Source organism: Sphingobium sp. HDIP04 (assembly GCF_000445085.1).
GTDB classification, from domain to species: Bacteria; Pseudomonadota; Alphaproteobacteria; order Sphingomonadales; family Sphingomonadaceae; genus Sphingobium; species Sphingobium indicum.
Map to the genome: position 1 here is coordinate 20,209 of NZ_ATDO01000037.1, position 23,235 is coordinate 43,443.

28 protein-coding genes and 1 pseudogene are annotated in these 23,235 nt (G+C 62.5%); 11 read left to right on the forward strand and 18 right to left on the reverse strand.

Translation table 11 applies throughout. The features are described 5' to 3' along the window. Positions 1 to 676 precede the first annotated feature (676 nt). Positions 677 to 1,711, reverse strand: a complete 1,035-nt coding sequence (locus tag L286_RS26865; RefSeq protein ID WP_025160827.1) for a hypothetical protein — start codon at positions 1,709 to 1,711, stop codon at positions 677 to 679. 158 nt (positions 1,712 to 1,869) lie between these two features. Here L286_RS26865 and L286_RS26870 point away from each other — a divergent pair, with 158 nt between their 5' ends. From L286_RS26870 to L286_RS26885, 4 genes are read left to right on the forward strand one after another with little or no spacing between them, the layout of a single operon-like run. Continuing rightward, positions 1,870 to 2,151: a hypothetical protein gene (locus tag L286_RS26870; RefSeq protein WP_020819380.1), complete on the forward strand. Its 282-nt coding sequence runs from the start codon at positions 1,870 to 1,872 to the stop codon at positions 2,149 to 2,151. Further along, positions 2,148 to 2,558: a type II toxin-antitoxin system VapC family toxin gene (locus L286_RS26875; RefSeq protein ID WP_020819379.1), complete on the forward strand. Its 411-nt coding sequence runs from the start codon at positions 2,148 to 2,150 to the stop codon at positions 2,556 to 2,558. The genes L286_RS26870 and L286_RS26875 overlap by 4 nt, the downstream gene beginning before the upstream one ends. 58 nt (positions 2,559 to 2,616) lie before the next feature. Beyond that, a complete protein-coding gene (locus L286_RS26880) occupies positions 2,617 to 2,907 on the forward strand; it encodes a hypothetical protein (protein WP_020819378.1) in 291 nt (96 codons plus the stop codon). A gap of 13 nt (positions 2,908 to 2,920) precedes the next feature. After that, positions 2,921 to 4,048 carry a tyrosine-type recombinase/integrase gene (locus tag L286_RS26885; protein WP_020819377.1) on the forward strand — a complete coding sequence of 376 codons (1,128 nt, stop codon included), beginning with the start codon at positions 2,921 to 2,923 and terminating at the stop codon, positions 4,046 to 4,048. Between the two features lie 119 nt (positions 4,049 to 4,167). On the opposite strand, the gene L286_RS26890 is transcribed toward L286_RS26885, so the two are convergent. Beyond that, entirely contained in the window at positions 4,168 to 7,125 is a 2,958-nt protein-coding gene (locus L286_RS26890) for a Tn3 family transposase (RefSeq protein WP_031286075.1), read from the reverse strand. A gap of 138 nt (positions 7,126 to 7,263) precedes the next feature. Between L286_RS26890 and L286_RS26895 the strand changes: the two genes are divergently transcribed. Together L286_RS26895 and L286_RS26900 are read left to right on the forward strand one after the other, a co-directional pair. Further along, a complete protein-coding gene (locus L286_RS26895; protein WP_020817918.1) occupies positions 7,264 to 7,815 on the forward strand; it encodes a recombinase family protein in 552 nt (183 codons plus the stop codon). Beyond that, positions 7,812 to 8,600 carry an SDR family NAD(P)-dependent oxidoreductase gene (locus L286_RS26900; protein ID WP_020817919.1) on the forward strand — a complete coding sequence of 263 codons (789 nt, stop codon included), beginning with the start codon at positions 7,812 to 7,814 and terminating at the stop codon, positions 8,598 to 8,600. The genes L286_RS26895 and L286_RS26900 overlap by 4 nt, the downstream gene beginning before the upstream one ends. 169 nt (positions 8,601 to 8,769) lie before the next feature. Here the strand turns inward: L286_RS26900 and L286_RS26905 are convergent, their stop codons facing one another. Together L286_RS26905 and L286_RS26910 are read right to left on the reverse strand one after the other, a co-directional pair. Further along, positions 8,770 to 9,579, reverse strand: a complete 810-nt coding sequence (locus tag L286_RS26905; RefSeq protein WP_020820238.1) for a hypothetical protein — start codon at positions 9,577 to 9,579, stop codon at positions 8,770 to 8,772. Further along, positions 9,576 to 9,824, reverse strand: coding sequence for a hypothetical protein (locus L286_RS26910; protein WP_020820237.1), 249 nt, complete (start codon positions 9,822 to 9,824; stop codon positions 9,576 to 9,578). The genes L286_RS26905 and L286_RS26910 overlap by 4 nt, the downstream gene beginning before the upstream one ends. Before the next feature lie 330 nt (positions 9,825 to 10,154). Here L286_RS26910 and L286_RS47635 point away from each other — a divergent pair. Beyond that, positions 10,155 to 10,912: pseudogene (locus L286_RS47635) on the forward strand (IS5 family transposase). Between the two features lie 94 nt (positions 10,913 to 11,006). Here the strand turns inward: L286_RS47635 and L286_RS26925 are convergent. The 11 genes from L286_RS26925 to L286_RS26975 form a co-directional block, all read right to left on the reverse strand. Beyond that, positions 11,007 to 12,443, reverse strand: coding sequence for a DUF4942 domain-containing protein (locus L286_RS26925; RefSeq protein ID WP_020820236.1), 1,437 nt, complete (start codon positions 12,441 to 12,443; stop codon positions 11,007 to 11,009). Positions 12,444 to 12,460: 17 nt separating this feature from the next. Further along, complete coding sequence (locus tag L286_RS26930; protein ID WP_020820235.1) at positions 12,461 to 12,721, reverse strand: hypothetical protein; 261 nt, start codon at positions 12,719 to 12,721, stop codon at positions 12,461 to 12,463. Positions 12,722 to 13,062: 341 nt separating this feature from the next. Further along, a complete protein-coding gene (locus L286_RS26935) occupies positions 13,063 to 13,299 on the reverse strand; it encodes a hypothetical protein (protein WP_020820234.1) in 237 nt (78 codons plus the stop codon). Positions 13,300 to 13,768: 469 nt separating this feature from the next. Continuing rightward, positions 13,769 to 14,308 (reverse strand): hypothetical protein, encoded by a 540-nt coding sequence (locus L286_RS26940; RefSeq protein ID WP_020820233.1) that lies wholly within the window; start codon positions 14,306 to 14,308, stop codon positions 13,769 to 13,771. Next, a complete protein-coding gene (locus L286_RS26945; RefSeq protein ID WP_020820232.1) occupies positions 14,305 to 14,514 on the reverse strand; it encodes a hypothetical protein in 210 nt (69 codons plus the stop codon). The genes L286_RS26940 and L286_RS26945 overlap by 4 nt, the downstream gene beginning before the upstream one ends. A 12-nt stretch (positions 14,515 to 14,526) precedes the next feature. Continuing rightward, positions 14,527 to 14,793, reverse strand: a complete 267-nt coding sequence (locus L286_RS26950; protein WP_020820231.1) for a hypothetical protein — start codon at positions 14,791 to 14,793, stop codon at positions 14,527 to 14,529. Continuing rightward, positions 14,790 to 15,077 carry a hypothetical protein gene (locus L286_RS26955; protein WP_020820230.1) on the reverse strand — a complete coding sequence of 96 codons (288 nt, stop codon included), beginning with the start codon at positions 15,075 to 15,077 and terminating at the stop codon, positions 14,790 to 14,792. The genes L286_RS26950 and L286_RS26955 overlap by 4 nt, the downstream gene beginning before the upstream one ends. Before the next feature lie 11 nt (positions 15,078 to 15,088). Next, entirely contained in the window at positions 15,089 to 15,478 is a 390-nt protein-coding gene (locus L286_RS26960; RefSeq protein ID WP_020820229.1) for a DUF3768 domain-containing protein, read from the reverse strand. A 329-nt stretch (positions 15,479 to 15,807) separates the two neighbouring features. Then, on the reverse strand, positions 15,808 to 17,088 hold the full coding sequence (locus L286_RS26965) for a Fic/DOC family protein (RefSeq protein WP_025160929.1): 1,281 nt from the start codon (positions 17,086 to 17,088) through the stop codon (positions 15,808 to 15,810). Between the two features lie 3 nt (positions 17,089 to 17,091). Then, positions 17,092 to 17,352, reverse strand: coding sequence for a hypothetical protein (locus L286_RS26970; RefSeq protein ID WP_020820227.1), 261 nt, complete (start codon positions 17,350 to 17,352; stop codon positions 17,092 to 17,094). A 150-nt stretch (positions 17,353 to 17,502) separates the two neighbouring features. Further along, positions 17,503 to 17,970 (reverse strand): zincin-like metallopeptidase domain-containing protein, encoded by a 468-nt coding sequence (locus L286_RS26975; protein WP_025160928.1) that lies wholly within the window; start codon positions 17,968 to 17,970, stop codon positions 17,503 to 17,505. On the opposite strand from L286_RS26975, the gene L286_RS26985 reads away from it, so the two are divergent. Then, positions 17,960 to 19,131, forward strand: a protein-coding gene (locus tag L286_RS26985) for an IS3 family transposase (protein WP_139385176.1) whose coding sequence is annotated in 2 segments (ribosomal slippage) — positions 17,960 to 18,224 and positions 18,224 to 19,131 — 1,173 coding nt in all. Because the reading frame shifts where the segments join, the coding sequence is not laid out codon by codon here. The two genes, L286_RS26975 and L286_RS26985, sit on opposite strands and share 11 nt — an antisense overlap. Before the next feature lie 73 nt (positions 19,132 to 19,204). Here L286_RS26985 and tnpB read toward each other — a convergent pair. Together tnpB and tnpA are read right to left on the reverse strand one after the other, a co-directional pair. Further along, positions 19,205 to 19,576 carry an IS66 family insertion sequence element accessory protein TnpB gene (gene tnpB, locus L286_RS26990; RefSeq protein WP_020820224.1) on the reverse strand — a complete coding sequence of 124 codons (372 nt, stop codon included), beginning with the start codon at positions 19,574 to 19,576 and terminating at the stop codon, positions 19,205 to 19,207. After that, positions 19,573 to 19,986, reverse strand: coding sequence for an IS66-like element accessory protein TnpA (gene tnpA, locus L286_RS26995; protein ID WP_020820223.1), 414 nt, complete (start codon positions 19,984 to 19,986; stop codon positions 19,573 to 19,575). The genes tnpB and tnpA overlap by 4 nt, the downstream gene beginning before the upstream one ends. 79 nt (positions 19,987 to 20,065) lie before the next feature. On the opposite strand from tnpA, the gene L286_RS47640 reads away from it, so the two are divergent. From L286_RS47640 to L286_RS47645, 3 genes are all read left to right on the forward strand, one after another. After that, positions 20,066 to 20,557 (forward strand): IS66 family transposase, encoded by a 492-nt coding sequence (locus tag L286_RS47640; RefSeq protein WP_020820222.1) that lies wholly within the window; start codon positions 20,066 to 20,068, stop codon positions 20,555 to 20,557. A 60-nt stretch (positions 20,558 to 20,617) separates the two neighbouring features. After that, positions 20,618 to 22,060: an IS66 family transposase gene (gene tnpC / locus L286_RS27005; protein ID WP_235589631.1), complete on the forward strand. Its 1,443-nt coding sequence runs from the start codon at positions 20,618 to 20,620 to the stop codon at positions 22,058 to 22,060. A 125-nt stretch (positions 22,061 to 22,185) separates the two neighbouring features. After that, a complete protein-coding gene (locus tag L286_RS47645) occupies positions 22,186 to 22,824 on the forward strand; it encodes an IS66 family transposase (protein ID WP_335339123.1) in 639 nt (212 codons plus the stop codon). Between the two features lie 137 nt (positions 22,825 to 22,961). Here L286_RS47645 and L286_RS27010 read toward each other — a convergent pair. Beyond that, positions 22,962 to 23,235: DDE-type integrase/transposase/recombinase (locus L286_RS27010; RefSeq protein ID WP_021222970.1), on the reverse strand; the 274-nt coding region annotated here is incomplete at its 5' end.

The window sequence follows — 23,235 nt, forward strand, 5'->3', positions numbered from 1 at the left end:
TCTCGCACGAGCATAGAGCATCCAGAGGATGGCGTTCAACATCCGCTGCCGAACCGTGCATCGCCCGCCTCCCGATCAATCAGCGCGACAACACTCGACGATGCGCACTCGAAGCTGGTCCCATCATCTTGGCTACCCTGCCTTGATTCCCGCGGACGATGGCGGACGAGATCCCGGTTCACCTCATCCTGTCGCCTGACCTACCTCATCACCGGGTCTGCCTCGACGCCTTCGAAAGAATCGAATGTCGGCGAGCCCAGATCGAAGTCCAAACTCTCGAGGGCCTGTTGGAAGCCTGGATCTACCTCGATGCTGAACGTCTGCCATCGAACGGGCATCCAGCTGGCGTAGCGCTCACGCGACATCACCTCGTTCGATCAGCTTGTGAAATGTTAGGGTACATACCGCCGAAGCCAGGGTGCTTCATATCCAGCGCACCCCTCAAAATCGGAACAAACCGAGAAATAGTCCTAAAACGCCGCCAGAGCCTTACCAGGCGCTTTTGGGCCTTCTGGCATCCACGGCCTCATGAATAGCGTCAAATCGCTCTGTGCGGGCGTCTGGCTGGGCCGTATTTTGGGCCAGTTGTCACAAGTTTGTGATCAAAATCAGAGCGCACATGATTGTGAACCCCACTTGCTCCCACCGCAAATTCGCATTTGATTCGCAACACCTGTCATGGCGACGAAAGCTTTGGCCCGCGCGCGCTTGTAAGCAGCTTGTCGATGGCGGCCATTTCCTGATCAAATGCATCGAAAGCCACGGTGAGGTCGCGGCTCGCGGGCAGGGGAGGGGGCTCCTTCGCCGGACGGCCGCGCTTCGGTGCTGCATAACCGAATTCGACCGCAAGGTCCGGTGGCAGAAACAGCCGCCAGCTGCGCCGCTGGGTAATCTCGACCAGAAGATCCGCGGCGACGGCCCGCTCCAGCAGCTTGCTCGCTCCGGCGACGCTGAGGGCCAGCGCATCGGCAACTCCCTGGGGCGATAGCAGCGGGCGATGATGCGTGAGCGCGAGCAGCCGGGGGAGGGCGCCCGGACGGAACGCTTCGACGATCGCGCGTTGGGCGTTGCGATGAAATTTCTCCAGATCGTGAAGCCGTTCCAGACCCTCGCGCGCCGATCGTTCGAGCGCCCGCAACACCGCCAGCCAATCATCGGCGTCGGGTTTGCGCTTCAGCCGGAACGCCTTGGCGCCGCCGGCGAGGCAGGGGAGGGTGCTCGCGGAGAGGCCGCTATCGCGTAGCGCGAACGGCAGGCCGAGCCAGGGCAGGATGCCGCCATCCGCCAGCGCGTGTTGGCGGACCTGATCGAGCGCGCGGACGAGGGCAGGGTGCTGCGTGGCAACCGCCGGCGCGCTGATGGCGGTGGGCAGCGTATCGCGCCAGGCGAGCGGGTCGGGATCGGCGAGCGCCGCGGCCCACGCATCGAAGCGGTCGAACAGGTCGAGGGTGGTCGAGCGCAGCGGCCGGCCGGGGATCTGGAGCCCGCAACCCCAGGAAAATACGTCGATTTCGTCGACCTCGGCCGATTGCAGTTGCAGCGCCCGCGCATAGCCTGACCAGGTAGCCCGCCGGTTCCATGCCGAGGCGGCGGAACTGACGGAAATTCGAGCATCCAGGCGAGAAATGGACGCGGTGCAAGACGCTATGGCTGCCGCCATTTGTGGGGTATAATCGGGGCCATAAGAGGCGGGCGAGGGCATGTCAGCCATGCCCAATAGTGAACTGAAAGCAAAGTTCAGTAAAGTATGCCCGGATGCCTAGTGTTGATAATGGATCGTTATCAACATTAGATGAACCGTGCTTGCGCTGTAGCAGCACGGCCACTATAATCAGGGGCCGATCAAATCTGAACCGTAGGAGTGCCGTCGTGGCTACTGCCGCCCATCATCCGCCGCGCCGCAAACAGCGCGCCATCACCATCCGCTCCGATCATGCGCTCAAGCGCCTCGAACTGCTCGCCCGCGACGGCCGCAGCCAGGTTGAAATTATCGAAGAGGCGCTGGACCGGATGCCGCTGCCAAAGGAAAAGGACCGAGACGCGTTCCTTGCGGAGATTAGGGCGATCCAAGCGCGCGTCCCCAAGCGAACATATCCGACCATGGCGGAGATTGACGCCGAGCTTTGGGACGAGGACGGGTTGCCCCGATGATCATTGATACTTCGGCGCTGATCGCGGTGCTGACGGGCGAGGAGGGCAGTGAGGCGCTGGTCGAGGCGATCGTCGCCGAACGAGGCGGAATTCCGGCACCCGCCATGGTTGAGTTTGTGCGTGTCGCGAGCAACCAGCGATTTGGTCTGCGGGCCGAAGCTGAGGATATGCTTGCCAAGTTCGAACGCCGCGGCTGCGCGACACTGGCGTTCACGCATGACCACGCGAGGATCGCAAACGAAGCCGAACCGCTTTACGGTTCTGGGAACGGCAATGGCGGACCGCTCAACCTGCTCGACCTTATGGTCTATGCTGTGGCCAGAGAACGCGGCGAGCCGCTGCTGTGCACGGGCAAGGATTTCGCGGTGACGGATATCGCGCTTCACAAGGCCAGTCGGCCTTGGTGAAAGTGGACCAAGAAGCCTGAATGCGCTCGCGGCCAACGGCTAGAGCACGGAGAAGTCAATGGACGAACATGCCGCAGAAGGTAAGCTCACCGCGCTGGTAACGGATTATGCGCGAAGCCGGGCAGTTGCCGTATCGCGCGGAGAAGAAACGCCGGGGTTGGCGGCATTGCTCGTCGGCCGCTACGGCCGCGGCATCTACGACGCGGCGGACGTGCTGCTCGGGAGGCCAGCCGCGCAGCGCATCGTCGAGATCCTCGATCGCGAGGTGATGGCGATCGACCCCGAATGGCGGCGCCACGATCAGGATCGTTGGAGGGCGCGTCCTGCCGATCTGACAGGGGGCGCGTGACGAGACGCTCCCGATGACGCTTTCGGCAGCCATGGACGTGCGCGATGGCGCTGTGCTCGACTTGGTGGTGCGCGACGTGCGCGACCTGGTCGGTGCATCTGCGCCGATCGATGCGGAACTTGTGTCTGCTGCCGTCCGGGGCTGGTCGCATAATACACGCCGCGCGTTCCGATCGGACCTGACCATCTGGGGACAATGGTGCCGCCGCAATCGCCTCGACCCGCCGTCGGCCAAGCCACACGACGTCTCCCGCTGGGTTCGATCGCTTGCTGGGCTCGAGCTGTCCGACGAAACGATTCGGGCGATGGCGACGATTGAACGCTACATCGTAAACGTCGGTTGGGCATACCGAATGGCGGGCATTGCCGATCCCACCGCCGCACCGCTGGTCAAGCTCGAGATGAAAGCGGCGCGCAAATCGCTCGGCGTCCGCCAGCGCCAGGCGCGCGCGCTGCGCTTCAAGGGTGACATCGCGGATCTCGACAGCCCGCCGTCGGGCGTTTGCCTTGTCCATCTCCTGAAGGCATGCCGTCGGGACGAGCTGGGCTTGCGGGACGCCGCCCTGCTGCGCGTGGCCTATGACGCCGGGGCGCGCCGGTCCGAGTTGGTGGCGATCGAGGTCGGACATATCGAAGGGCCGGACAGCGATGGCGCGGGCACGCTGTTCATTCCGTCGAGCAAGACCGACCGGGAAGGGGAGGGGGCCTATGCCTATCTTTCGCCTGCGACGATGGATGCGATCGCGAGATGGCGCGAGAAGGCAGGCATCCGCAAAGGACCGCTGTTCCGCCGGGTCGAAACGCATTTTGATGGGTCGGTCGCGGCGATCGGCACCGAACGGCTGCACCCCAACAGCATCACGCTCATCTACAGGCGGGTCATTCGGGCCGCCTGGGCAAAGAAGCTGCTCGGGCCGATCTCGGAAGCGGAGCTGGAACGCTGGGTATCGGCGGTATCGTCGCATTCGATCCGGGTCGGGGTCGCGCAGGACAATTTCGCGGCGGGGGAGGCTCTGCCTGCAATCATGCAGGCGTACCGCTGGCGCGATCCCAAGACCGTGATGCGGTATGGCGCCAGGCTCGCGACCAGGAGCGGGGCAAGTGCACGGCTCGCCGCGCGCTTTTCAAAGGAGCACGCCTGACCAAGCGCCGCATTGCGCCGTAGGCGTATCGCGGTTGCCGCATCCGCTGCGAAATGCAGCTTGGGGTCACTACACGAAAGTGACGTATCTGCACGCTAAGGGAGAACGGAGGGCGAACATCACGCGGCGAGCAGGGAACTGACGGCGCGCAGGGGGCGCAGGGCATCCGGATCAGGCCGATCTTCGACATTCCAGCTATAGTCGCCGGTCAGCGAGATATGCTCCCAGCCCAATGGCGCGATGTGGCGTGCAATCTCGTCGGGCGTTGCGATGTCAGCCAACGCCATTTCGAGATAGCGGGTGTTCCACAGGATGATGGCGGCGACGAGCAGGTTGAGGCCGGATGCGCGATAGGTCTGGTTCTCGAACCGCCGATCGCGCAGTTCGCCGAGCTGGTTGAAGAAGAGCGCGCGAGCGAGCGCGTTGCGGGCTTCACCCTTGTTGAGGCCCGCCTGGGTGCGCCGGCGCAGATCGATGTCGCGCAGCCAGTCGAGCATGAAGATCGAGCGTTCGAGGCGGCCAAGCTCGCGCAGCGCGAGGGCCAGTCCATTCTGTCGCGGATAGGCGGACAGGCGGCGCAGCATCGCCGAAGCGGTGACGGTGCCGGTACGGATCGATGTGGCGAACCGCAGCAGTTCGTCCCAATGCGCGGCGACATGACCCAATGCGATCGGCTCGGCCGTCATGCCGCCGAGCAAGGGGCCAGATTCCTGGCCAGGCAGGAGGTGCAAGCGACGCTCCTTGATGTCGCGCAGGCGCGGGGCGAAGCGGTAGCCGAAGAAGGGCATGAGGCCGAACACATGGTCCGATGCTCCACCCGTATCGGTGTAGTGCTCCTCGATCGTCAGGCCCGTCTGGTGATACAGCAAGCCATCCAGCACATAGGGCGCTTCGCCGGCAGTCGCCGCAATCACCCGGCTCGCAAAGGGATCATATCGATCCGAGACATGGGTGTAGAAGGCGACGCCCGGTTCGTTGCCGCTGCGCGCGTTGATGTCGCCGATCGCGGCCCCACGACCCCCGGCATGAAATTGTTGTCCGTCGCTCGACGAGGTGGTGCCGTCTCCCCACAGCGCGGCGAGCGGCATGGTGCGATGGGCGTCGATCAGTCTTCCCAGCGCTTCACCATAGGCGGCCTCGCTGATGTGCCAGTCGTGAAGATGGGCGAGCTGGCGCAAACTTGCGCCCCGACAGGTTTCCGCCATGCGCGTGAGGCCGAGATTGATGCCATCGGCAAGGATGACGGTGAGCAAAGCATTGCGATCGTCGACCTGCCGGCCCGAACGCCGATGGATGAAACATTCGCTGAACCCGGTCCAGGCATCGACCTCAAGCAGGAGATCGGTGATCTTCACGCGCGGCAGCCGATCATAGGCGGCGCGACGGGCCATCTCGGTGGCGGGCGGCGTTGCCGCCTTCAGCGGCGAGATGATGAGGCCGTTTTCGTCAAGTCTGACCTGGGGCAGTTCGCCCTGTCGCGCGAGGACCGTTACCTGTTCGATCGCCGTATCGAGCCTGGTGCGCCTTTCCTCGATATGGCGCTCAAAGTCCGTTTCGATGGCGAGCGGCAGCGGCCCCTTCTCGCGAAGCGCCGCGTAGGTGGCCGGTGGTATGAGGTAGCTGTCGAAATCACGAAACTGGCGGCTTCCCGCGACCCATATGTCTCCCGCTCGCAGCCGCTCGCGTAGCTGGGACAAGGCGCATAGTTCATATGCGGCACGGTCGATGATGCCATCCCGCAGGACGAACGGCCGCCATGCTGATGGTACAAAGCGCAGCGGCACGCGATCAGGCAAGCGCCGTTTGCCGGTCCGGTATAGCTCCGCGATAATGGCCAGCGCCGACAGGAGTCCCTGCACCGCGCCGGCGCCGCGAAATTCAAAGGTGTTGAGAAGGGGGCCGGCAAAGAGCTTTACCGTGCGATGCCGATCAATCAATTCAGCGGTGCGATCGACGGTTTCCGGTCGCCCGAGCACTTCGGCTTGCTCGACCGCCATGGCGAAGCGCTGCCAGTCCAGCGCCTCGATCTGCGCCAGCGAGTCCACGCCGTTGGTATGCGCGTCGATGAGGATACGGCAAGACCCTGTGAGCGTCCGGAGATGGCCCTGCAGCTCGCGCACCGTCTTGAGGGCTTTGTCGCGGGTCCGGTTTTCGGCGCGGCGCACCATGCTGCCCAACAGCTTGTCGAACATCGTCAGGGCCGCGTCGGTCAGGCTTTCCTCAAGGCGGATGCCGGTTGCCGCCAGCGTCGCATGTCGGCGCAGGGCATTGAGTTCGCCAAAATGCTGGGGCGTGATGCGGCTGCCCTCGTCCGCCAGCCTGTCAAAAGTCGAAGCCGGGATCATGTCGGCCCGACCGCGATCGAGGCCCAGTGCGCGGACATAGGCGAGCCGTTCGATCAGGCGCAGGATGTTGCGCGCTGCCGGCGACTGTGGCGCATTGCGTAGCCAGGATAGCCATGTGGTGGCCTGCCCCGACCGTCGCGCCAGCAAATCGTCCAGGCCCTGTAGTGTGTCGGGCAGCAGGCCATTTGTGAGCACTTCATAGGTAAGCTGTTCAGCTTGCTGGCGAGCCCGTCGCAGTACCGCTTCGAGAATCGACGAAGAAGGCAGGAGGATCTGCCGACGGCGGAGTTCATCGACGATGACCCCTGCCATCTGGCCGGGATGGATGATGGTCTGCGCGATCGGGATCGAGAAGGCGACAACTTCACGGAAGGCGTCGCGGTCGAAGATCCTGAACCCGTGCGATCGTCGGATTTCAACGAGATACTCGCGACGGGTCTGGTCCCGATGAGCATAGGCCGCAAAGGCTTCGGGCGCGACACCAAGTTGGCGGGCCACATAAGCGAGCACGGGTGCGGGCGGGACTTCGCCCGCTTCCAGCGCACGGCCAGGCCATCTCATGGTGAGCAGGAGCATCGCGAAACCGAGCCGGGTGGCATCGCCGCGACGGCGGCCGACAAATTCCAGATCGTCGCTGGTCAGCGTATAGTGACGTGCAATCTCGCGCTCATCGAGCGGCGCGTCATAATGCCCCGCCCAGATTTCCGGGCTCACCAGTCGCCGCCTCGCCAACATCATCTCCTTCTCTGTGCCTGTCCGTCAGACGGTCCTCTGGCGGCCAACAGGAATATGTCCGTTAACTCTGGACCTGTAACGGCGATTCGGACAAGATCGCATAATGACGGGAAAACGGACAGGATCGGGCATCATGTGGCGCTGATCGGCTATGCGCGCGTCTCGACCGCAGACCAGAAGCTGTCGCTCCAGCTTGACGCGCTGAACACTGCCGGGTGCGACCGTATATTCGACGATCACGCATCCGGGGCAAAAGCCGATCGGCCTGGCCTAACCGAAGCGCTCGCCTATTTGCGCCCCGGCGACACGCTGGTGGTCTGGAAACTCGACCGCCTCGGCCGCTCGATGAGCCACCTGATCGAGAAGGTCGGCGAGCTTGCGGCGCGCGGCATCGGGTTCCGCTCACTCACCGAGAATATCGACACCACCACTTCGGGCGGCATGCTGGTGTTCAACATCTTCGGCTCGCTGGCCCAATTCGAGCGCGATCTGATCCGGGAACGCACCCATGCTGGCCTGCGAGCCGCGCGCGAGCGCGGTAGTCAGGGCGGCCGCCGCCCTGTCGTCACTCCCGACAAGCTGCGCAAGGCGCGGACGTACATCGCAGCGGGCCTAACTGTTCGTGAGGCGGCGGCTCGGCTCAAGATCGGGAAAACCGCCCTGTACAAGGCTCTGGAAAGCGCATGAAACCGCTGCCGATCCAGAACTCGTGGGTGCTGGTTACAGGGGCCTCAACCGGTTTGGGCAGGGCGTCAGCCCTCCGTTTGGCGGCATCGTACCAGGCCAAGCCCCTGATTGTTGGGCGAAGGCTCGACAACTTGCGGGAGCTACAATCTGAAATTGACGAGCGGTTTAATGTCCCGTGCGAGATCATAGTGGCCGATCAACGTGAAATTGAGGGCAGGGAGAAGATCGCGGCCAAGGTTATAGAATTGAAAGTCAATGCGGCTTTCTTGGCTGCCGGGCTGACGAGCGCCGGTCCGTTTGATGCTAGCCGTGCCGACGCCTATGCCGAGGTGATTGGAACAAACGTAGCCGGCTTCACGGATTTGCTGGCCCGCCTGATTGCGATCTTCCGGCAGCAGCCGTTTGAATCCTCAATAATCGCAGTGTCGAGCCTGGCGGGCGAAACATCCGTACCCTTCCAAGCGGTCTACGGCGCGTCGAAAGCCTATGTGAGTACCCTCATGCGGGCACTTTCCGTCGAGCTTGCCGGGACGGGTGTGAGCGTTGGGTCTTTTGCACCCGGTGGCATTGACACCGATATGGCTGCCCTCAGCGATTTGAAGTGGGGGAAGTTTGGCTTGATGGACGTTGATCGCTGCGCGACCCTTGCCGTCGATGCTCTGGTTCATCGGCGATCCTTCGCCATACCGGGGATGGGCAACCGGCTCACATACTTGGCCAGCAGGGCTCTACCTCGATCGTTGATGAGCCGGCTTGCGGCCCTCCCATATCGGCGCCCGCAATGATCGACACATGCTCAAAGGATAGGTTGAACACGCCGTTGAGTACCTACAGGTAGCTTCCGCTGGCATTGTACCGGATTTGTTCGCCCTTAGCGTGCAGATACGTTACTTTCGTGTAGTCACCCCATATAGCGCGCTTCGCGGATGCAATGACGAGCCATGCTCGATCCCCTCAAAAGGCGAACGCGGTCTGGCCGCTCGCCTCGGTGAAGCTGGCGCTATCGCCTGCGGCGTAACGATCGCGGCCCAGCGGCGTCCATTGCAGATGGCCGGAACGATCGTGCGCAAACCATCCATCCTCAATGCCGTGGATGAAGGCCCACGCCTGATCCTCTGCATTCATGCGGCCCGTATTGATGGGCCAATGCTCGCTGCCGCTATCCTGCTTGCACATGCTCGGCGCGGAAAACGTGCGGATGATAGAGCTGCGGTCTGCCGGTTCGGTCCCGCCCATTTCGCTCATGATCTGGCGCGCCTCGGCGGTGTTGATGTGGCCGCGACCGTTGCTGTCCCCATGGTTGGAATAGCGACAGCCGAAGACAACGGCCTGAAAGATGCAGCTCGGTTCGGTGAACTCCTGTGTGTCGAGCAATTCGCGCCATTTCCCGGCGCTGATTAGATCAACGGCATGATGCCAAAGCCCATTGGTGCGGTTGCTATAGCCGTAGCGGTTCGTCACGCCTTCGCGGGCGATCTCGACGCCTAGCACTCTTTCAACGTGCTGCACGAAAGGATGGGCGGCAAGCAAGGGATGGCGAAGGCCAATCTTGCGCGGTTCGTCCTGCTCGGCCCGGATTACCTCAATCGGGAATTGAAACAGGCGCGAGGGCAGATTCCAAGGGGCAGGAAGCGGAAAGTTGCGGGGCACATCAAGCGCCCCGTTTATGTCCAGCAGGAAGCCACTTGCGGCAAAACCTGCGGCAACGATCTGTTCGCCCAGCTCGTCGGCCTGCTCGGTGCGGATCGCGGCGGCGGCGCTCATGCGCTCAACTCCGCATAGGTGGCGCTGCACTCGTAACGGATAGCATCGCCATCCCACATAGGACCGGAAACGCCTGCGAACTTCGGCGCGCCCTGCAATTCAAAACGCTGGCGCGGGTTGCTGTTATAGTCGGTGCATTGGAAGCCCTCGACGGCGGCTCGGTTCACGATGATTTCAACTGTCCCGCCCTCGATCTCGATCCGGTCAAGTCCCTGCTCGGTCTGGCGGTAGATGCGGATTTTCATGTGTTTTCCCTTCTTAAATGGAGCCGAAGGCGATGAACGGTCATCGACTTCTGCCCGCTGGCGAAGCCGGGGGGGATGAACCGGCATTGAGGGCTGATCGCGGGGGAGGGGGATCACCCGCCCTGCACAAGCGAAGCGCGGAAGGGCGGGGAAACCGCCGCGATCACCAAGGGAGGCCGCTTGCGGCCGAGACGGCCAGGCCCTTGACGGGAAGGGGGGAGGCCGCCCCCCTTCGCCTGGACTAGATCCGCTTGCGATCTAAGGCCTGTGGACATTCAGGATTCCCACGCTGCCTGATTTCTGATTCAGGATTCCCAAGGGGAGTTCTGAATGGACGAGCAGCGATTTGTGGTGACGGATGGGATATGGGCGCGCGTTGAACCCCACCTTCCCGGCAAGAAGAGCGATAGCGGTGTGACGGGTAAGGACAATCGCATGTTTTTAGAGGCGGTTCTCTGGCGTGTGCGCACCGGTCTTCCATGGCGGGATCTGCCGCCGGAATTCGGCAATTGGAACAGCGTGTTCCGGCGCTTCCGACGATGGGCGAAGGGTGGTGTTTTCGAACGTCTTTTCAGAGAGATCCGCGGCGAGCCGGATTTTGAATACGCGCTGATCGACGGTACTATCGTTCAGGCTCACCAGAAGGCGAGCGGCGCAAGGGGGGGACTCACGCTCAGGCCATCGGGCGCTCGCGCGGCGGACTGACCACCAAGATCGTGGCGCTGGTCGATGCGCTTGGAAACCTGTTCAACCTTGTTCTCCTGCCGGGTCAGGCTCATGACCTGAAAGGCGTCGCACCGCTGATCGAGGACGTAGCATTCGATGCGCTTCTGGCCGACAAGGCCTTCGATGCTGACTGGCTGCTTGCCGAGTTGGATGTGCGCGGCGCGAGCGCAGTCATTCCGCCCAAAGCGAACCGCAAGATCAAGCGCAATTACGACCGGCATGCCTATAAGTGGCGACACCTGGTCGAGAACTTCTTCGCGAAGATCAAGGAGTTCCGAGCCATCGCTACGCGCTACGAGAAAACTGCCTGCAGTTACACCGCCAACTGGCACCTCGTCGCGACAATCCTCGCCGCGAAGTGAATGTCCACAGGCCTTAGTCGAAAACGGCGCGGCGGCTTTGTCGCCTCGATCTGCCAGCAAGGCAGGCGGTGGCAGCTGCCACCGCCTGCGCCAATCATCCCGGCTTTCGGATCGCCAGCAAAACGGTGTTCACGTTGGTTCCGGCGTGGGCGAAAGAGCCGAGAGGAAGGTCGATCCATTTCCGACCATGGAAATAGATAGCGCTGCACCCCTCGATCATGCGGTGCAGGGCCTTATGGCGCTGATCCTCGCCATATTCGGCGCGGGCGCTCATGATCGCCACCAGCACGCCACCGGGTTTCAGGAAGGCGAGCGCGTGGCGCACATGGTCACAGTCTCGGCCGCGATCGAACGGCGGATTCATTATCACCGCGTCAAACGGTGTGAAGTGCTGCGGGTCCAGGGCGAGAAAGTCCCCCTCGATCGCATCCGCAAAACCATGCACGACGCGCAATTCGTGAGCGAAGCCGGGTTGCAGCTCGACGCACGTAACATCGGCGCCGGCATCGCGCGCGGCAGTCGCGAGCGCGGCCTTGCCTGCGCTTGGTTCTAGAACGCGCTGGCCTTGGCCGATCCTCGCATGTTCGATCACTTGCGCCGCGATCTCTGGCGAGGTCATGAACGCGCCGAAATTCTTGGCAGGCGTGACGTGATAGGCGGGGGCGGTTTCGGCCTCGGTCGTATCGTAGCTGTCGCCAATGGCTTCGCCGTAATACTCCGCGAGCAAGAGATTGACGCTCTGCAACATATCGTCGCGCTCGAACCAAATGTGCAGATTGCCATTCTTGAAGATTCGGACGCGGAAATAATCGCCCTGCAGAACGGTCGGCAGTGACGCGCGGTCACGCGCGGCCTGGCCGACAAGACTAGCGATGCTTGCCGCCTCGGCGACGGGGGGCTTGCCGTCCAGTTCGAGAAAAACGCGCTCCACGTCGCGCAGCGTGTCGCGGCGCTCGTAGCGCTCCCATGATCCCCATGTGTTTATCGCGCCTTCGATGATGAGCCGCGCGCCGATCTTGAAACCGTTGTGCGAACGAAAGCGGCGGTCCAGCTTGGCGAAGACATTGGCGATCCCGCGCAAATAGAGGTCGCGGCGATTTGTCCAGATATGGCCGAAAGTGGCGGTGCAATTGTCGGGCGTGAACGGAACGGGGGCATCGCGTAGCCCGTCATGAAATTCCTTTCGGGCCTGCTGGTCTAGCAGCTGGTCAAAGCCCAGCTGCTCCATGAGAGCGGTCCAGCATCGCCGGTCCATCGTTTCGGTTAGGACGCGCGCGAAATTGTCGCGTGCCTCGATAGTCTCGCGCGATCCCGTCTCCTTGTCGCGCCGCTCGATAGGCTGCGACTGGATGAAAGCGCGCGTCAATGTGTCCTCGGTCCAGTCCCGTCCACATGAGAGCGAAAGCGCGCCGCCAACGGTAAGCCGCGCCGCCTCATCGCGGGTCGAATGGTAGGTGTCATACAGGTTCAGCCAAAGGGTTATGGCCTTGTCCCGGCCCTCGCAAATGTCGGCGATCTGCGCGGGCGTCATAAGCTCTTGCCCCATGCTCACGCCTCCCCGGCAATGAGAGCGCCAAAGCCGAAGCCCTCGGCGGCGTCCTCGATGGTGGTCACGAGGCCGTCAAAATCTTCCTCCGGCCCTAGCAGCTCGGCAATCTCGATGACGGCGGGAAGGTCAGCGCCATGGTTCTCGGCAAGGTCTTTGATGTAGCCGAAGCGATCAAAGTTGCCCTCTTCCTCATAGCGCGCGAGCGAAATGGTGCGGGCGGCGTTGATCCGAAGGATCGTTGCCAGCGGAATGTCGGTCATGTGCTGTTCCCTGCCTAGAATGGAGCCGAAGGCGATGACGGGTCATCGACTTCTGCCCAGCGGCGAGCGGGGTCGGGGAATGGCGCAAATGAGGGCCGAGCATGGGGAGGGGGATCACCCGGCCTGCACGGAGCGTAGCGAAGGAAGGGCGGGGAAACCCCCATGGTCGCCAAGCGAGGCCGTTTGCGGCCGAGACGGTCCAGCCCTTGCGCCAGGGGGCCGGAACAGGCCCCTAGATCGAATGAATGACGCGGCGGCTCGTCCGCCTCAATACTGCATGTCGCTTGTGACATGCCAACAAACAGCACCGGAAGAATCCGAGTAATCGGATCCTCCGTCATTTAGTTGCCGGCGCGGTATCGCGTCACGTCCGCATGAGGCTTGCGCCGGCACTGGCTGCACCGGAGCCGCGCGATCAGCTCGTATATACGCGTATCGAAGGAAATGCGCCGGGAGCGGGCAAACTCGCCCAGGGGCACGGCGACATGCCGCCCGCAAGCGCAATGGATGCGCAGATAGCAGCTTTGCCGATACCAGATCGGATCAACGGGCTTGGGGCGGTTGTAGTTCGCGGCCATGCCGCGCTTATGCGCCAAAGAGAACAAGAGCGGAACATTCTCGCGATAGACCGCTTATTGGAACGGCAAGGATTTTGCGCTATATAGGGGATGGCTTCATTGACGGTCAGTCAATGCACCTACCTGAGCCCGCCATGCTGCGAACGTGGCGGGCTCAAACTTTCCGCCCCGCCAAGCGTTAGATAGATGGGCGGAGACCCTGCGAAGGCCCCCGCCCGCTGGGTCAGTCTTTACGCTGCCCCAGCTTTACAATCGCGATCACGAGCGCAACGGCTGCGATCGTCAATTGCATGGCTTCATATGTAGTCAATCAAATGCACCTCCTTTGAGCGGTAGGATTTGCGCCGGAGACTGCGAACCTCCGATGCCACCGCCCAAAGCTATGATACACAAAATCGCCGCGCGTGTGTGGCGACGGGCTTCACAATTTCGTGATGCCGGTGGCAGCTGCCACCGCCAACCCACGCCATCATTCCATGATTGCACCCTCGAAGCGCGCGATCAGCTGCTCGGCAAGGGAGTTGATTTCGGCGGGATCGGAGGTTTCGGTGCAATCGCTCCCCACAACAGCGTCAAACGAACCGCCGTTGAGTTGGACGACGCGGACAAGCCAAACATCGCGGCGAATTTCGCATTGATCGGGTAGCGGCCTTCCCATGATCTCGTGGAATGTCAGGTCAACCCATTGGCGAATGTCCGGATCGGATGCCGCGTCAGCAAAGTCGGCGCGGCCCGCCATGACGCTGTATCGTTCGCCCAGCATGAATTGACGATCGCGCGCGCGTCGATCCTGTTCGATCCGCTTCACGCGATCTTTCTCCGCGCGCTTCGCGGCCTGTTTCATCCGAACATCGTCGGCGCTGCTCGCCAGCGCCGCAATCATGTTGGGGACGCGCGCGGGCATGTAATGCCCCGCGCGCTCGGCCGCCTCGATCACGAATTGCAACTCGCTGATCTCAGTTGGGGACAGGGTAGCGCGAACCGCGCTCGCCGTGTTGCTGACTTTCATGGCTGCGGCTCCGGGTCCGCCTTGGCCTTGTAGGGCGCAAGGCCGATCCATGATCCGGTGCCGCCGCGGAACTGGCGCACAACGTCGCCGCCATCCCAATGGCCGGTGAAGATGCCCCGGCGGTTGATACCGCCAACGGGCCGCGTCCGCGCGGCTAGGAGGCGCGCGCGGCGGGTGTCTCTATCAAGGTGGCGCATGGGCTCCATGGTCGATCCTTCCTATTCGCTGGCGGTGTCGAGGGTGTTGCCGATCTCGTCGGCGTCGAAGTCCTCAAGGGCTGAAATCGCGTTCTCGAGTTCGGATATTGCGGCGTCCATCTTCTCCGCGCCTTCGCCGTCAGCAAGGCTCGGGGGAAGATTGTCGCGGGCGGACTGCTCGTCGTCCTTGACGGTTTCGAGCATTTCGCGCGCCTCATCAAAGAGGGCTTTGCCCTGATCGATCAGGGCGCGCGCTGCGGCGATCTGCTTGCGGCGCTCGCGGTTCATGCTGCCCCCCTCACGTCGCCGCGAACGATCTGGAAACCTGCGCGGTCCAGCTCGTCACAAAGAGCGCGCTTCCTTTCCTCGCGGGAGCCGCTGCTTGCGATGTAGCTGCACCGGCCCTGATGGAAGGCGAAGCCTGCGCGTTTCAGGCATCCGCGAAACCGCTGGTGGGTGCGTTCGCTCCAATCGAAGGTGCCCGCATAGTTGCGGAAGGCGGCGACGGCATAGACGGAACCGTAATTCTCATCACGCCAGTTCAATTCGATCTCCGGACGGGCTTTGCTCATGACTGCCTCCTTCAATATTCGTTGGCGAGAAGGATCGTGAGCACGCGCGTCGTGGCGTCGGGATTCCAAGGTTCGGCGCTGCCAAACTCTAGCTCGCGGTCGTAATAGTCGATCTTCCACATGACGGAGAGGGCGGGCCGCGTGTCGTCGTCGGTCCAGCGGGTATGCCATTGGCCGGTCACGTCGCGATAAAGGAAACCGGCGTCATGCTCGCCCCTCGGGTCATTGTCCGGGGTGAAATCCTCGAAGCTCTCGATCAGCTTGAAAATGTCGGTCTGCGCGCTGGCATCGAGCGCCCCGATTCCCTGCGTAACCACGGTGCGGCAAGTGACGCCCATGGTCCGCCGCGCAAGGTCGTTAAGCGCCGCGATGGTCGCGATCTGCTCGGGGGTAATCTCCATTCTTCCTCACTCCTTCAGGCGAAGCCGCTGCCTGCGGCCTGCGGCTCTGACCCGCTGGCGAAGCGCGGGATGGGGAGGGGGAAGCAAAATCGATGGGAGTGGTGCGGGCGGCACGACTAGGGAGGCCCCGGCGCGCGCGAGCGCGCCGGAACTGGCCGAACTTGTCGGGCAACCCGGTCCTGTCGATTATGCTTCGGGAACGAAAGGGCGGGTGCCCTTGGTGTTCCCCGGTGGCAGCTGCCACCACTGACGGGGCGCGGCCCTGGGCCGCTCGATCCTATGTGGCAGCTGACAAACTATCAGCGCGCGGCCCTCGGCCGCTCGATTGACTAGCGCTCGCGATCCTTCGGCTTGTCGGCCTTCTGCGTAGGGATTTTACCTTCGCGCAACGCGGAGACGACATTGGATTTCGCGCTCTCGGTGATCGCCGCCAGCTGCTCCTTGGACGCGCCCTTTCCAACGGCGTCGGCAACCCGCTTGTCGATGGCGATCTGAAAGGGGGCAAGCCGCGCGTCGTCGCGGTTCTGCTCGGGCGAATTTTTCTGGAACTGCTCGGCAAGGCGCAAGTCCACTTGGCTGACGCCGGGAGGCATGACCTGCATCCGGAGCGCGCGATCGGCGGCTTGAACGTCGCGCGGGCTCATCTTGTCCAGGAAGGATGCAGCGCCGGCACTGATCGCGCGAACCCGTTGAAGGGGGTCCATCCCCTCGGCCCAATTGACCTCGATCTGGTGATAGCGGCGCTGCTCGATAATTTGCACATGGTGGAGCGGTCCTTTCGGATCGCGAAAGAATGCCAGCTCTTGCGCGGAACGCTCGGCGAGCTGGCGCATGTCGCCGGAAGTCGCTGCGAGGCGGTTCAGCTGCTCATACTGCCGCGCGGCCACGGCCTGCGCGGTCGGCAAGTAGCGATTGATCTGCTCCTTGGCCTGCTCGATGCTCATGGCGCGGCGCTCGCCCGCTGGCATAAGAGAATCCATGGCGGGCGGCATGGCGATGCCCGCGGGGCCTCGCGCCGGTTCCCGGCGCGATTGCTCCTGCGGCATCGCGTCCCGAATGACCTTGGCGAGCGAGGCATGATTGCCGGTATGGAAGCTGTCTCGGCTCGCCTCCATCCAATCCATCGGCCCCATTGCCTGAATCGAAACGAACTTCTCTGCCGCGAGGGAGTGAAGCTGCAAATGCAGGCGCATTGTGCGGCCGTTCCCTTCGCGGAACGGGTGAATGGCGTTCAGCTCGGAGATATGGCGCGCCATCGTGTCGGCGAAGCGATCACGGTCCATGGATTTGAGAGTTTGAAGATCCGGCAGCTGGCGGAACTCATGGTCCATGCTGCGCGCGATGAAGTGCGCCCGCGCAAAGGTGCTGCCCGGCTTGCTAATGTCCACGGTGCGGAATCGGCCCGCCCACTCATAGACGTCTTGGAACATATGCTTGTGGATGGCGCCATACTCGCGCGCCGTCATCGCCGGCGCGGCGCGCTGTAACGTCAGCTCACCATGCCGGACGACCGAGAAGAAGGCTTCTCGTTCCGAAAGAGTCTTATCGTCGCGTAAACCCAGCTTGTTCCTAAGAACGGTGCTGTCTCGCCAGGTATATGGATCACCCACCTGTCATGCAGCAATCTTCTGCCGCGACAGAACATCGCGGTTGTATTCCTGCGCTAGATTGATCGCCACATCGACGGGGATTTCAGTTTCTACCAATAACAAACAAAAGGCATGGTCATCGGCAAGCAATTCCAGCCCTTCAATTTTGGCATTTGCGAGTGCTTCGCAATAGACGTCCATGACGACAGGAACGTCTTCCTTGCGCCGAGGCTTGAAGCCCATCGCCTTTATGCGATTCTGATAGGTGTTGATGATATTTTCCATTTTGCACCTGATAACGACCTAGGCTGCAATATAGTTACCATATCGGGATATGTATATAAACCACTTGGGCAGACCGCAAAAATCCTAGTTCAAAATTGGGACGCCGCGATAACGCGGCGTCCGCCCGTTTTTTTGGCGCGGGGGACCGTTTCAGCCCCCTTGATCCAGCATCATCGCCAAGAGGTAATCGGCGGCATTCTGCGCTTCGCGCGCGGCCTCGAAAATGGCTCGCTTATCGTTGCGGAGCGCGGTCAACCAGTGTTCAAGGTAAGCTGCATGGTCTTCCCGTTCCTCGACCTTGAAACCGACGATGGCGCCGATGAAACAGGCTCCCAGCTCCGCCACTAACTCGTCCCTCGCATAGTCCGCGCGGCTTGTTGAAATCAGCGTCTTGCGGTTCAGACGGCTTTCATGGCCTGCAAGATGCACTGCCTCATGAGCGAGCGTGGCATAATAATCATCGGCGGAATGAAACACCTTGAAGGGCGGCATCTGAATGTAGTCGTCGCGGGTGTGATAGAAGGCTTGCGATCCGCCAACGCGATGATCTGCCCCCCGCTGAGTGGCCCAGAGACTATGATAGTCTGGACCACGAAAGGGACGACGAATGCCGAGCAAGAAGCACAAGCCGGAAGAGATTATCGGCAAGCTGCGTGAAGTTGAGATTGTGCTGGCGCAGGGCGCCTCGACCGCTGAAGCGTGCCGGCGGATCGCGGTCAGCGAACAGACCTATTATCGCTGGCGCAAGGAATATGGCGGCCTGAAGACCGACCAGGCGCGGCGCATGAAGGATCTGGAGAAGGAGAATCTGCGGCTCAGGCGGGCGATCTCTGATCTGACGCTCGACAAGCTGATTTTGCAGGAGGCGGCGCGGGGAAACTTCTGAGCCCCGCGCGGCGACGGCGCTGCATCGAACATGTGCGACGAGAGCTTCCGGTGTCCGAGCGACGGATCTGCCGGGTGTTGGGTCAGCATCGATCGACGCAGCGCAAAGTGCCGCGCGGGGCGGATGACGAACCGGCGCTGACGGAGGATATCATCGCGTTGGCGAAGCAATATGGTCGCTACGGCTATCGTCGGGTGACGGCATTGCTCTGTCATGCGGGATGGACGGTGAACCACAAACGCGTTGAGCGGATATGGCGGCGCGAGGGGCTCAAGGTCCCGCAACGCCAGCCAAAGCGCGGGCGTCTATGGCTCAACGACGGATCGTGCATCCGCCTGCGGCCTGAGTATCCAGGGCATGTATGGGCTTACGACTTCGTCGAGGGGCGCACGCATGATGGCCGCAAGTTCCGCATCCTGACCATCATCGATGAGGCTAGCAGGGAATGCCTGGCGCTCATCGTGGCACGTCAGCTGCGGCATGAGGACGTCCTTGCCGCGCTGGCGGAGCTGTTCGTCACTCGCGGCCCGCCTGCACATATACGGTCGGACAATGGCGCCGAGTTTATCGCCAATGCCGTCCAGCAATGGCTCGGCCAGATCGGCGTGAAGACGCTATACATCGCGCCGGGATCACCATGGGAGAATGGGTATAATGAGAGCTTCAACGGGTCGCTGCGCGACGAACTGCTCAATGGCGAGATCTTCTACAGCCTCGCCGAGGCCAAGGTGCTGATCGAAGCCTGGCGGCGGCATTACAACACCATCCGCCCGCACAGCAGTCTGGGCTACCGACCACCGGCCCCGGAAACGGCATCACCGCCATATCCGGCCTCCGGTTCCGCTTCGCTCCACCTCCGCCCAGATATGGCGGCGGCGAGTTTAATCCACTAACAAACCAGCCGGTCCACTCGGTGGGGGCAGGTCAACGCGTCCAGCGCAGTTGACTCGGCCTGTCGCGACTATCTCACGCATCAGCGAAACTCTCGATTTTAGGCGGATTTACGCGCCTTGGCGCGCGGTGCCGACGCCAGTCCATGCCCGAGGTGAGTGCTGCCATCTGCGCCGCCGTGATCGAAAAACTGCCATCGACCGCCGGCGGCCAGGCGAACCCTTCGGCGGCCTCGGCGCGCTTGGTCATCAGCCAGATGCCGGTGCCGTCGAACCACAGAATCTTCAGCCTGTCCTTCCGCTTGGAACGAAAAATATAGGCGACCCCGCGCCACGGGTCCTGGTCCAGCTCATGTTGTATCTTGGCCACCAGCGTGTCGATGCCGCAGCGAAAGTCGATCGGCTTGGTGTAGATCAGTACCTTGGCGTCGCTGCCCGGCCCGATCATAGCGCCCTCTGCAGCGCTGCGATCACCGCGGCAACCAGCGTCGCGCTCGCGCCATGGGCGATCATCACCGGCACGCCGTGGACCTCCATCGCGACCTGGACCAGAGTATCGGGCATCAGCCGGACGCCGGCTGCCTCCGGCTCGAGCAGCATCGCCGGCACCGACGCCGGCTCGATCACCGCCGGCAGGAACATCGGCCCGTCTTCGCGCGCCTTGGCTTCCGCTGTCTCGCGCAGCTCGCGGCGCCAGCCATATATCTGGGCCGGAAGGACGTCGAAGCACGACGCCACCTCCGCCATGCTGCACGTCGGATCGAGCGACAGCTCGACCACTGCGCGCTTCTCTTCCAGCGTCCAGCGCCGCCGGCGCCCGTTCTCCAGCCCGCCACTGCCGTCGATCTCCTGCTCCACAGACACCCCGCCGAATCAAATGATGCGATATGCGCGGCACACTCAGAGCTCATGGCCACTTCCGCCACGTGGGTCTGGGATGACGGATACGATCTACAAGATCGAGGCAACGCTCAGGGGCAAGTCGCCCGAACGGCGGTTCGAAGGCCGGCAGCTGATGCTGAAGCCGCTGTTCGACGACCTGCGCGACTATCTCTCGAAGAACCTCGGCCGGTTCAGCACCAAGGGCAAGATGGCCGAGGCGATCAACTACACGCTCAACCACTGGCAGCAGCTCACCTATTGCCTGCTCGACGGCCGCGTCGAGCTCGATACCAACACGGTCGAAAGAAGCATCCGCCCGATTGCCCTGTCGCGCCGCAACTCGTTGTTCGCCGGCAGCGATGCCGGAGCCGACAATTGGTCGGTGATCGCGAGTCTTCTCGAAACGTGCAAGCTCTCGGACGTCGATCCACTCGCCTGGCTCACCACCACCCTGCAAAAGCTTGCCGCCGGTCATAGCAACAAGGACCTCGATTCCCTCATGCCCTGGCACTTCCCCAAGATCGCCGGGCGCAACGCCCCCTCCTAAGACGCTTGACCGACACGGTTCCGCCACGTGGGTCTGGGATGACGGATACGCCTCAACGACATTCTCGACCAGTTAAAGCGCCACCGTTTCGGCCAGAGCGCCGAGCGGCTCGATCCCGACCAGTACCAGCTCGTGCTCGAAGAGCTCGAAGCTGCCTTGTCGCGCGCCGAGGCCGGGCTCGAGGCGCTGATCGACCAGGCTGACGCGACCAGCGAGACAAAGCGCCGCCGCCGCAACAACCGTGGAGCGCTGCCCGCCCATCTCGAGCGTATCGAGCAGGTCGTCGACATCGAAGACAAGCAGTGTGCCTGCTGCGGCGGCGATCTTCATGTCATCGGCGAGGACGTCACCGAGCGCCTCGACGTCGTGCCCACCATCTTCCGCGTGTTGGTCACCCGCCGTCCGCGCTATGGCTGCCGCGGCTGCGACGAGGGCGGCGTCACCCAGGCGCCGGCGCCAAGCTTCATCGTCGATCAGGGCCTGCCCACCGACGCGCTCGTCGCCCAGGTCATCGTCGCGCGCTACGCCGATCACCTTCCGCTTTACCGGCAAGCCCAGATCTACGCCCGCCAGGGGATCGATCTCGACCGGGCAACGCTCGCCGACTGGGTCGGGCGCGTCGGATGGTGGCTGACTCCACTGCGCGCGCATCTGCTCGCCGAACTCAGGAGTTCGGTGAAGCTGTTCGCCGACGAGACGCGCATGCCCGTGCTGGCTCCCGGGACCGGCAAGACCAAGACCGGCCAGCTGTGGGCCTATGCCCGCGATGATCGGCCTTGGGGCGGCACTGCGCCACCCGCCGTCGTCTACATGTACGCCACCGGCCGCGGCGGCGAGCATCCGATCGACCATCTCGGCGACTTCGCCGGGGTGCTGCAGGTGGACGGCTATGCCGGCTACAACGAGATCAAGCGTCGCAACGGTGCCACCCTCGCATTCTGCCTGCTTCACGCGCGGCGCAAATTCTACGATTTTCGCGAGAAGGAGCCCGTTGCGGCCGAAGTACTGCGCCGCTTCTCGGCGATCTACAAGATCGAGGCAACGCTCAGGGGCAAGTCGCCCGAACGGCGGTTCGAAGGCCGGCAGCTGATGCTGAAGCCGCTGTTCGACGACCTGCGCGACTATCTCTCGAAGAACCTCGGCCGGTTCAGCACCAAGGGCAAGATGGCCGAGGCGATCAACTACACGCTCAACCACTGGCAGCAGCTCACCTATTGCCTGCTCGACGGCCGCGTCGAGCTCGATACCAACACGGTCGAAAGAAGCATCCGCCCGATTGCCCTGTCGCGCCGCAACTCGTTGTTCGCCGGCAGCGATGCCGGAGCCGACAATTGGTCGGTGATCGCGAGTCTTCTCGAAACGTGCAAGCTCTCGGACGTCGATCCACTCGCCTGGCTCACCACCACCCTGCAAAAGCTTGCCGCCGGTCATAGCAACAAGGACCTCGATTCCCTCATGCCCTGGCACTTCCCCAAGATCGCCGGGCGCAACGCCCCCTCCTAAGACGCTTGACCGACACGGTTCCGCCACGTGGGTCTGGGATGACGGATACCCCACATCCGTCGCGAAGCGCCGTCCAAATCTTCCCGCAGCCGACTTTTTCAACACAATAAGGCCGGCAGCTGATTCTGAAGCCGCTGTTCGACGACCTGCGCGACGATCTCTCGAAGAACCTCGCCCGGTTCAGCGCCAAGGGCAAGATGGCCGAGGCGATCAACTACACGCTCAACCACTGGCCCCGGCTCACCTATTGCCTGCTCGACGGCCGCGTCGAGTTGGATACCAACACGGTCGAAAGAAGCATCCGCCCGATTGCCTTGTCGCGCCGCAATTCGTTATTCGCTGGCAGCGATGCCGGAGCCGACAATTGGTCGGTGATCGCGAGTCTTCTCGAAACGTGCAAGCTCTCGGACGTCGATCCACTCGCCTGGCTCACCACCACCCTGCAAAAGCTTGCCGCCGGTCATAGCAACAAGGACCTCGATTCCCTCATGCCTTGGAACTTCCCCAAAATTCGCAGGGCGCACCGCCCCCTCTTTAGACGCTTGACCGACACGGTTCCGCCACGTGGGTCTGGGATGACGGATACTGTTCAACCTGAAATCCACTTTTTCCGCCGTGCGAATCGTGTCGCCCCAAGAAGCTTAGATCGCACCGAACCGGATCGGATTGTTTCCGCCACCACGCGCGTCCGGTTTGGCGCCGACGGCTCGGCGCTCGCTTCGCACGTTAACCGTTGGAGTGAGCGGTTATCAATCACGCAGTAATCCATAACCGCTCTATTTTTTCCGCAGTGATTTTCGAACTGCCCTGTCATCACGGTTGCGCTGCGTCTTCCTAGAAGCTCAGTGGCTCTGTTGCAAAGATTGGCGGCAGTCAGAGGTAGGCTGTCGCTCTGCGCCGATCAGGCGGCTGCTGCGAAATGGTGGTTGAGCATGCCCATGGCCTCCGTCAGCGCCGAGGGCCCAATGCCAAAAGCTCTCTCCACAAGGCGCACCTCGCCCCTGATGCCGGGCTGCAGGCACCAGGGGCGAGCCTGTCCTTTGCGCAGGGCTCGCATGACTTCGAATCCCTTGATCGTGGCATAGGCCGTGGGGATCGATTTGAAACCGCGCACCGGCTTGATCAGTATCTTGAGCTTTCCGTGATCGGCCTCGATCACGTTATTGAGATACTTC

What these genes read in the sequence shown, in the direction of transcription:
- L286_RS26960 (WP_020820229.1), bottom strand. Translation starts at nt 15,478, where the DNA reads ATGGAGATTACCCCCGAGCAGATCGCGACCATCGCGGCGCTTAACGAC.
- L286_RS26905 (WP_020820238.1), bottom strand. Translation starts at nt 9,579, where the DNA reads ATGAGCGCCGCCGCCGCGATCCGCACCGAGCAGGCCGACGAGCTGGGC.
- L286_RS26880 (WP_020819378.1), top strand. Translation starts at nt 2,617, where the DNA reads ATGGACGAACATGCCGCAGAAGGTAAGCTCACCGCGCTGGTAACGGAT.
- L286_RS26885 (WP_020819377.1), top strand. Translation starts at nt 2,921, where the DNA reads ATGACGCTTTCGGCAGCCATGGACGTGCGCGATGGCGCTGTGCTCGAC.
- L286_RS26930 (WP_020820235.1), bottom strand. Translation starts at nt 12,721, where the DNA reads ATGACCGACATTCCGCTGGCAACGATCCTTCGGATCAACGCCGCCCGC.
- L286_RS26950 (WP_020820231.1), bottom strand. Translation starts at nt 14,793, where the DNA reads ATGAACCGCGAGCGCCGCAAGCAGATCGCCGCAGCGCGCGCCCTGATC.
- L286_RS26955 (WP_020820230.1), bottom strand. Translation starts at nt 15,077, where the DNA reads ATGAGCAAAGCCCGTCCGGAGATCGAATTGAACTGGCGTGATGAGAAT.
- tnpB (WP_020820224.1), bottom strand. Translation starts at nt 19,576, where the DNA reads ATGATCGGGCCGGGCAGCGACGCCAAGGTACTGATCTACACCAAGCCG.
- L286_RS26925 (WP_020820236.1), bottom strand. Translation starts at nt 12,443, where the DNA reads ATGACGCCCGCGCAGATCGCCGACATTTGCGAGGGCCGGGACAAGGCC.
- L286_RS26865 (WP_025160827.1), bottom strand. Translation starts at nt 1,711, where the DNA reads ATGGCTGACATGCCCTCGCCCGCCTCTTATGGCCCCGATTATACCCCA.
- L286_RS26940 (WP_020820233.1), bottom strand. Translation starts at nt 14,308, where the DNA reads ATGAAAGTCAGCAACACGGCGAGCGCGGTTCGCGCTACCCTGTCCCCA.
- L286_RS26910 (WP_020820237.1), bottom strand. Translation starts at nt 9,824, where the DNA reads ATGAAAATCCGCATCTACCGCCAGACCGAGCAGGGACTTGACCGGATC.
- L286_RS47640 (WP_020820222.1), top strand. Translation starts at nt 20,066, where the DNA reads ATGACGGATACGATCTACAAGATCGAGGCAACGCTCAGGGGCAAGTCG.
- L286_RS26900 (WP_020817919.1), top strand. Translation starts at nt 7,812, where the DNA reads ATGAAACCGCTGCCGATCCAGAACTCGTGGGTGCTGGTTACAGGGGCC.
- L286_RS26875 (WP_020819379.1), top strand. Translation starts at nt 2,148, where the DNA reads ATGATCATTGATACTTCGGCGCTGATCGCGGTGCTGACGGGCGAGGAG.
- L286_RS26945 (WP_020820232.1), bottom strand. Translation starts at nt 14,514, where the DNA reads ATGGAGCCCATGCGCCACCTTGATAGAGACACCCGCCGCGCGCGCCTC.
- L286_RS26970 (WP_020820227.1), bottom strand. Translation starts at nt 17,352, where the DNA reads ATGGAAAATATCATCAACACCTATCAGAATCGCATAAAGGCGATGGGC.
- L286_RS26935 (WP_020820234.1), bottom strand. Translation starts at nt 13,299, where the DNA reads ATGGCCGCGAACTACAACCGCCCCAAGCCCGTTGATCCGATCTGGTAT.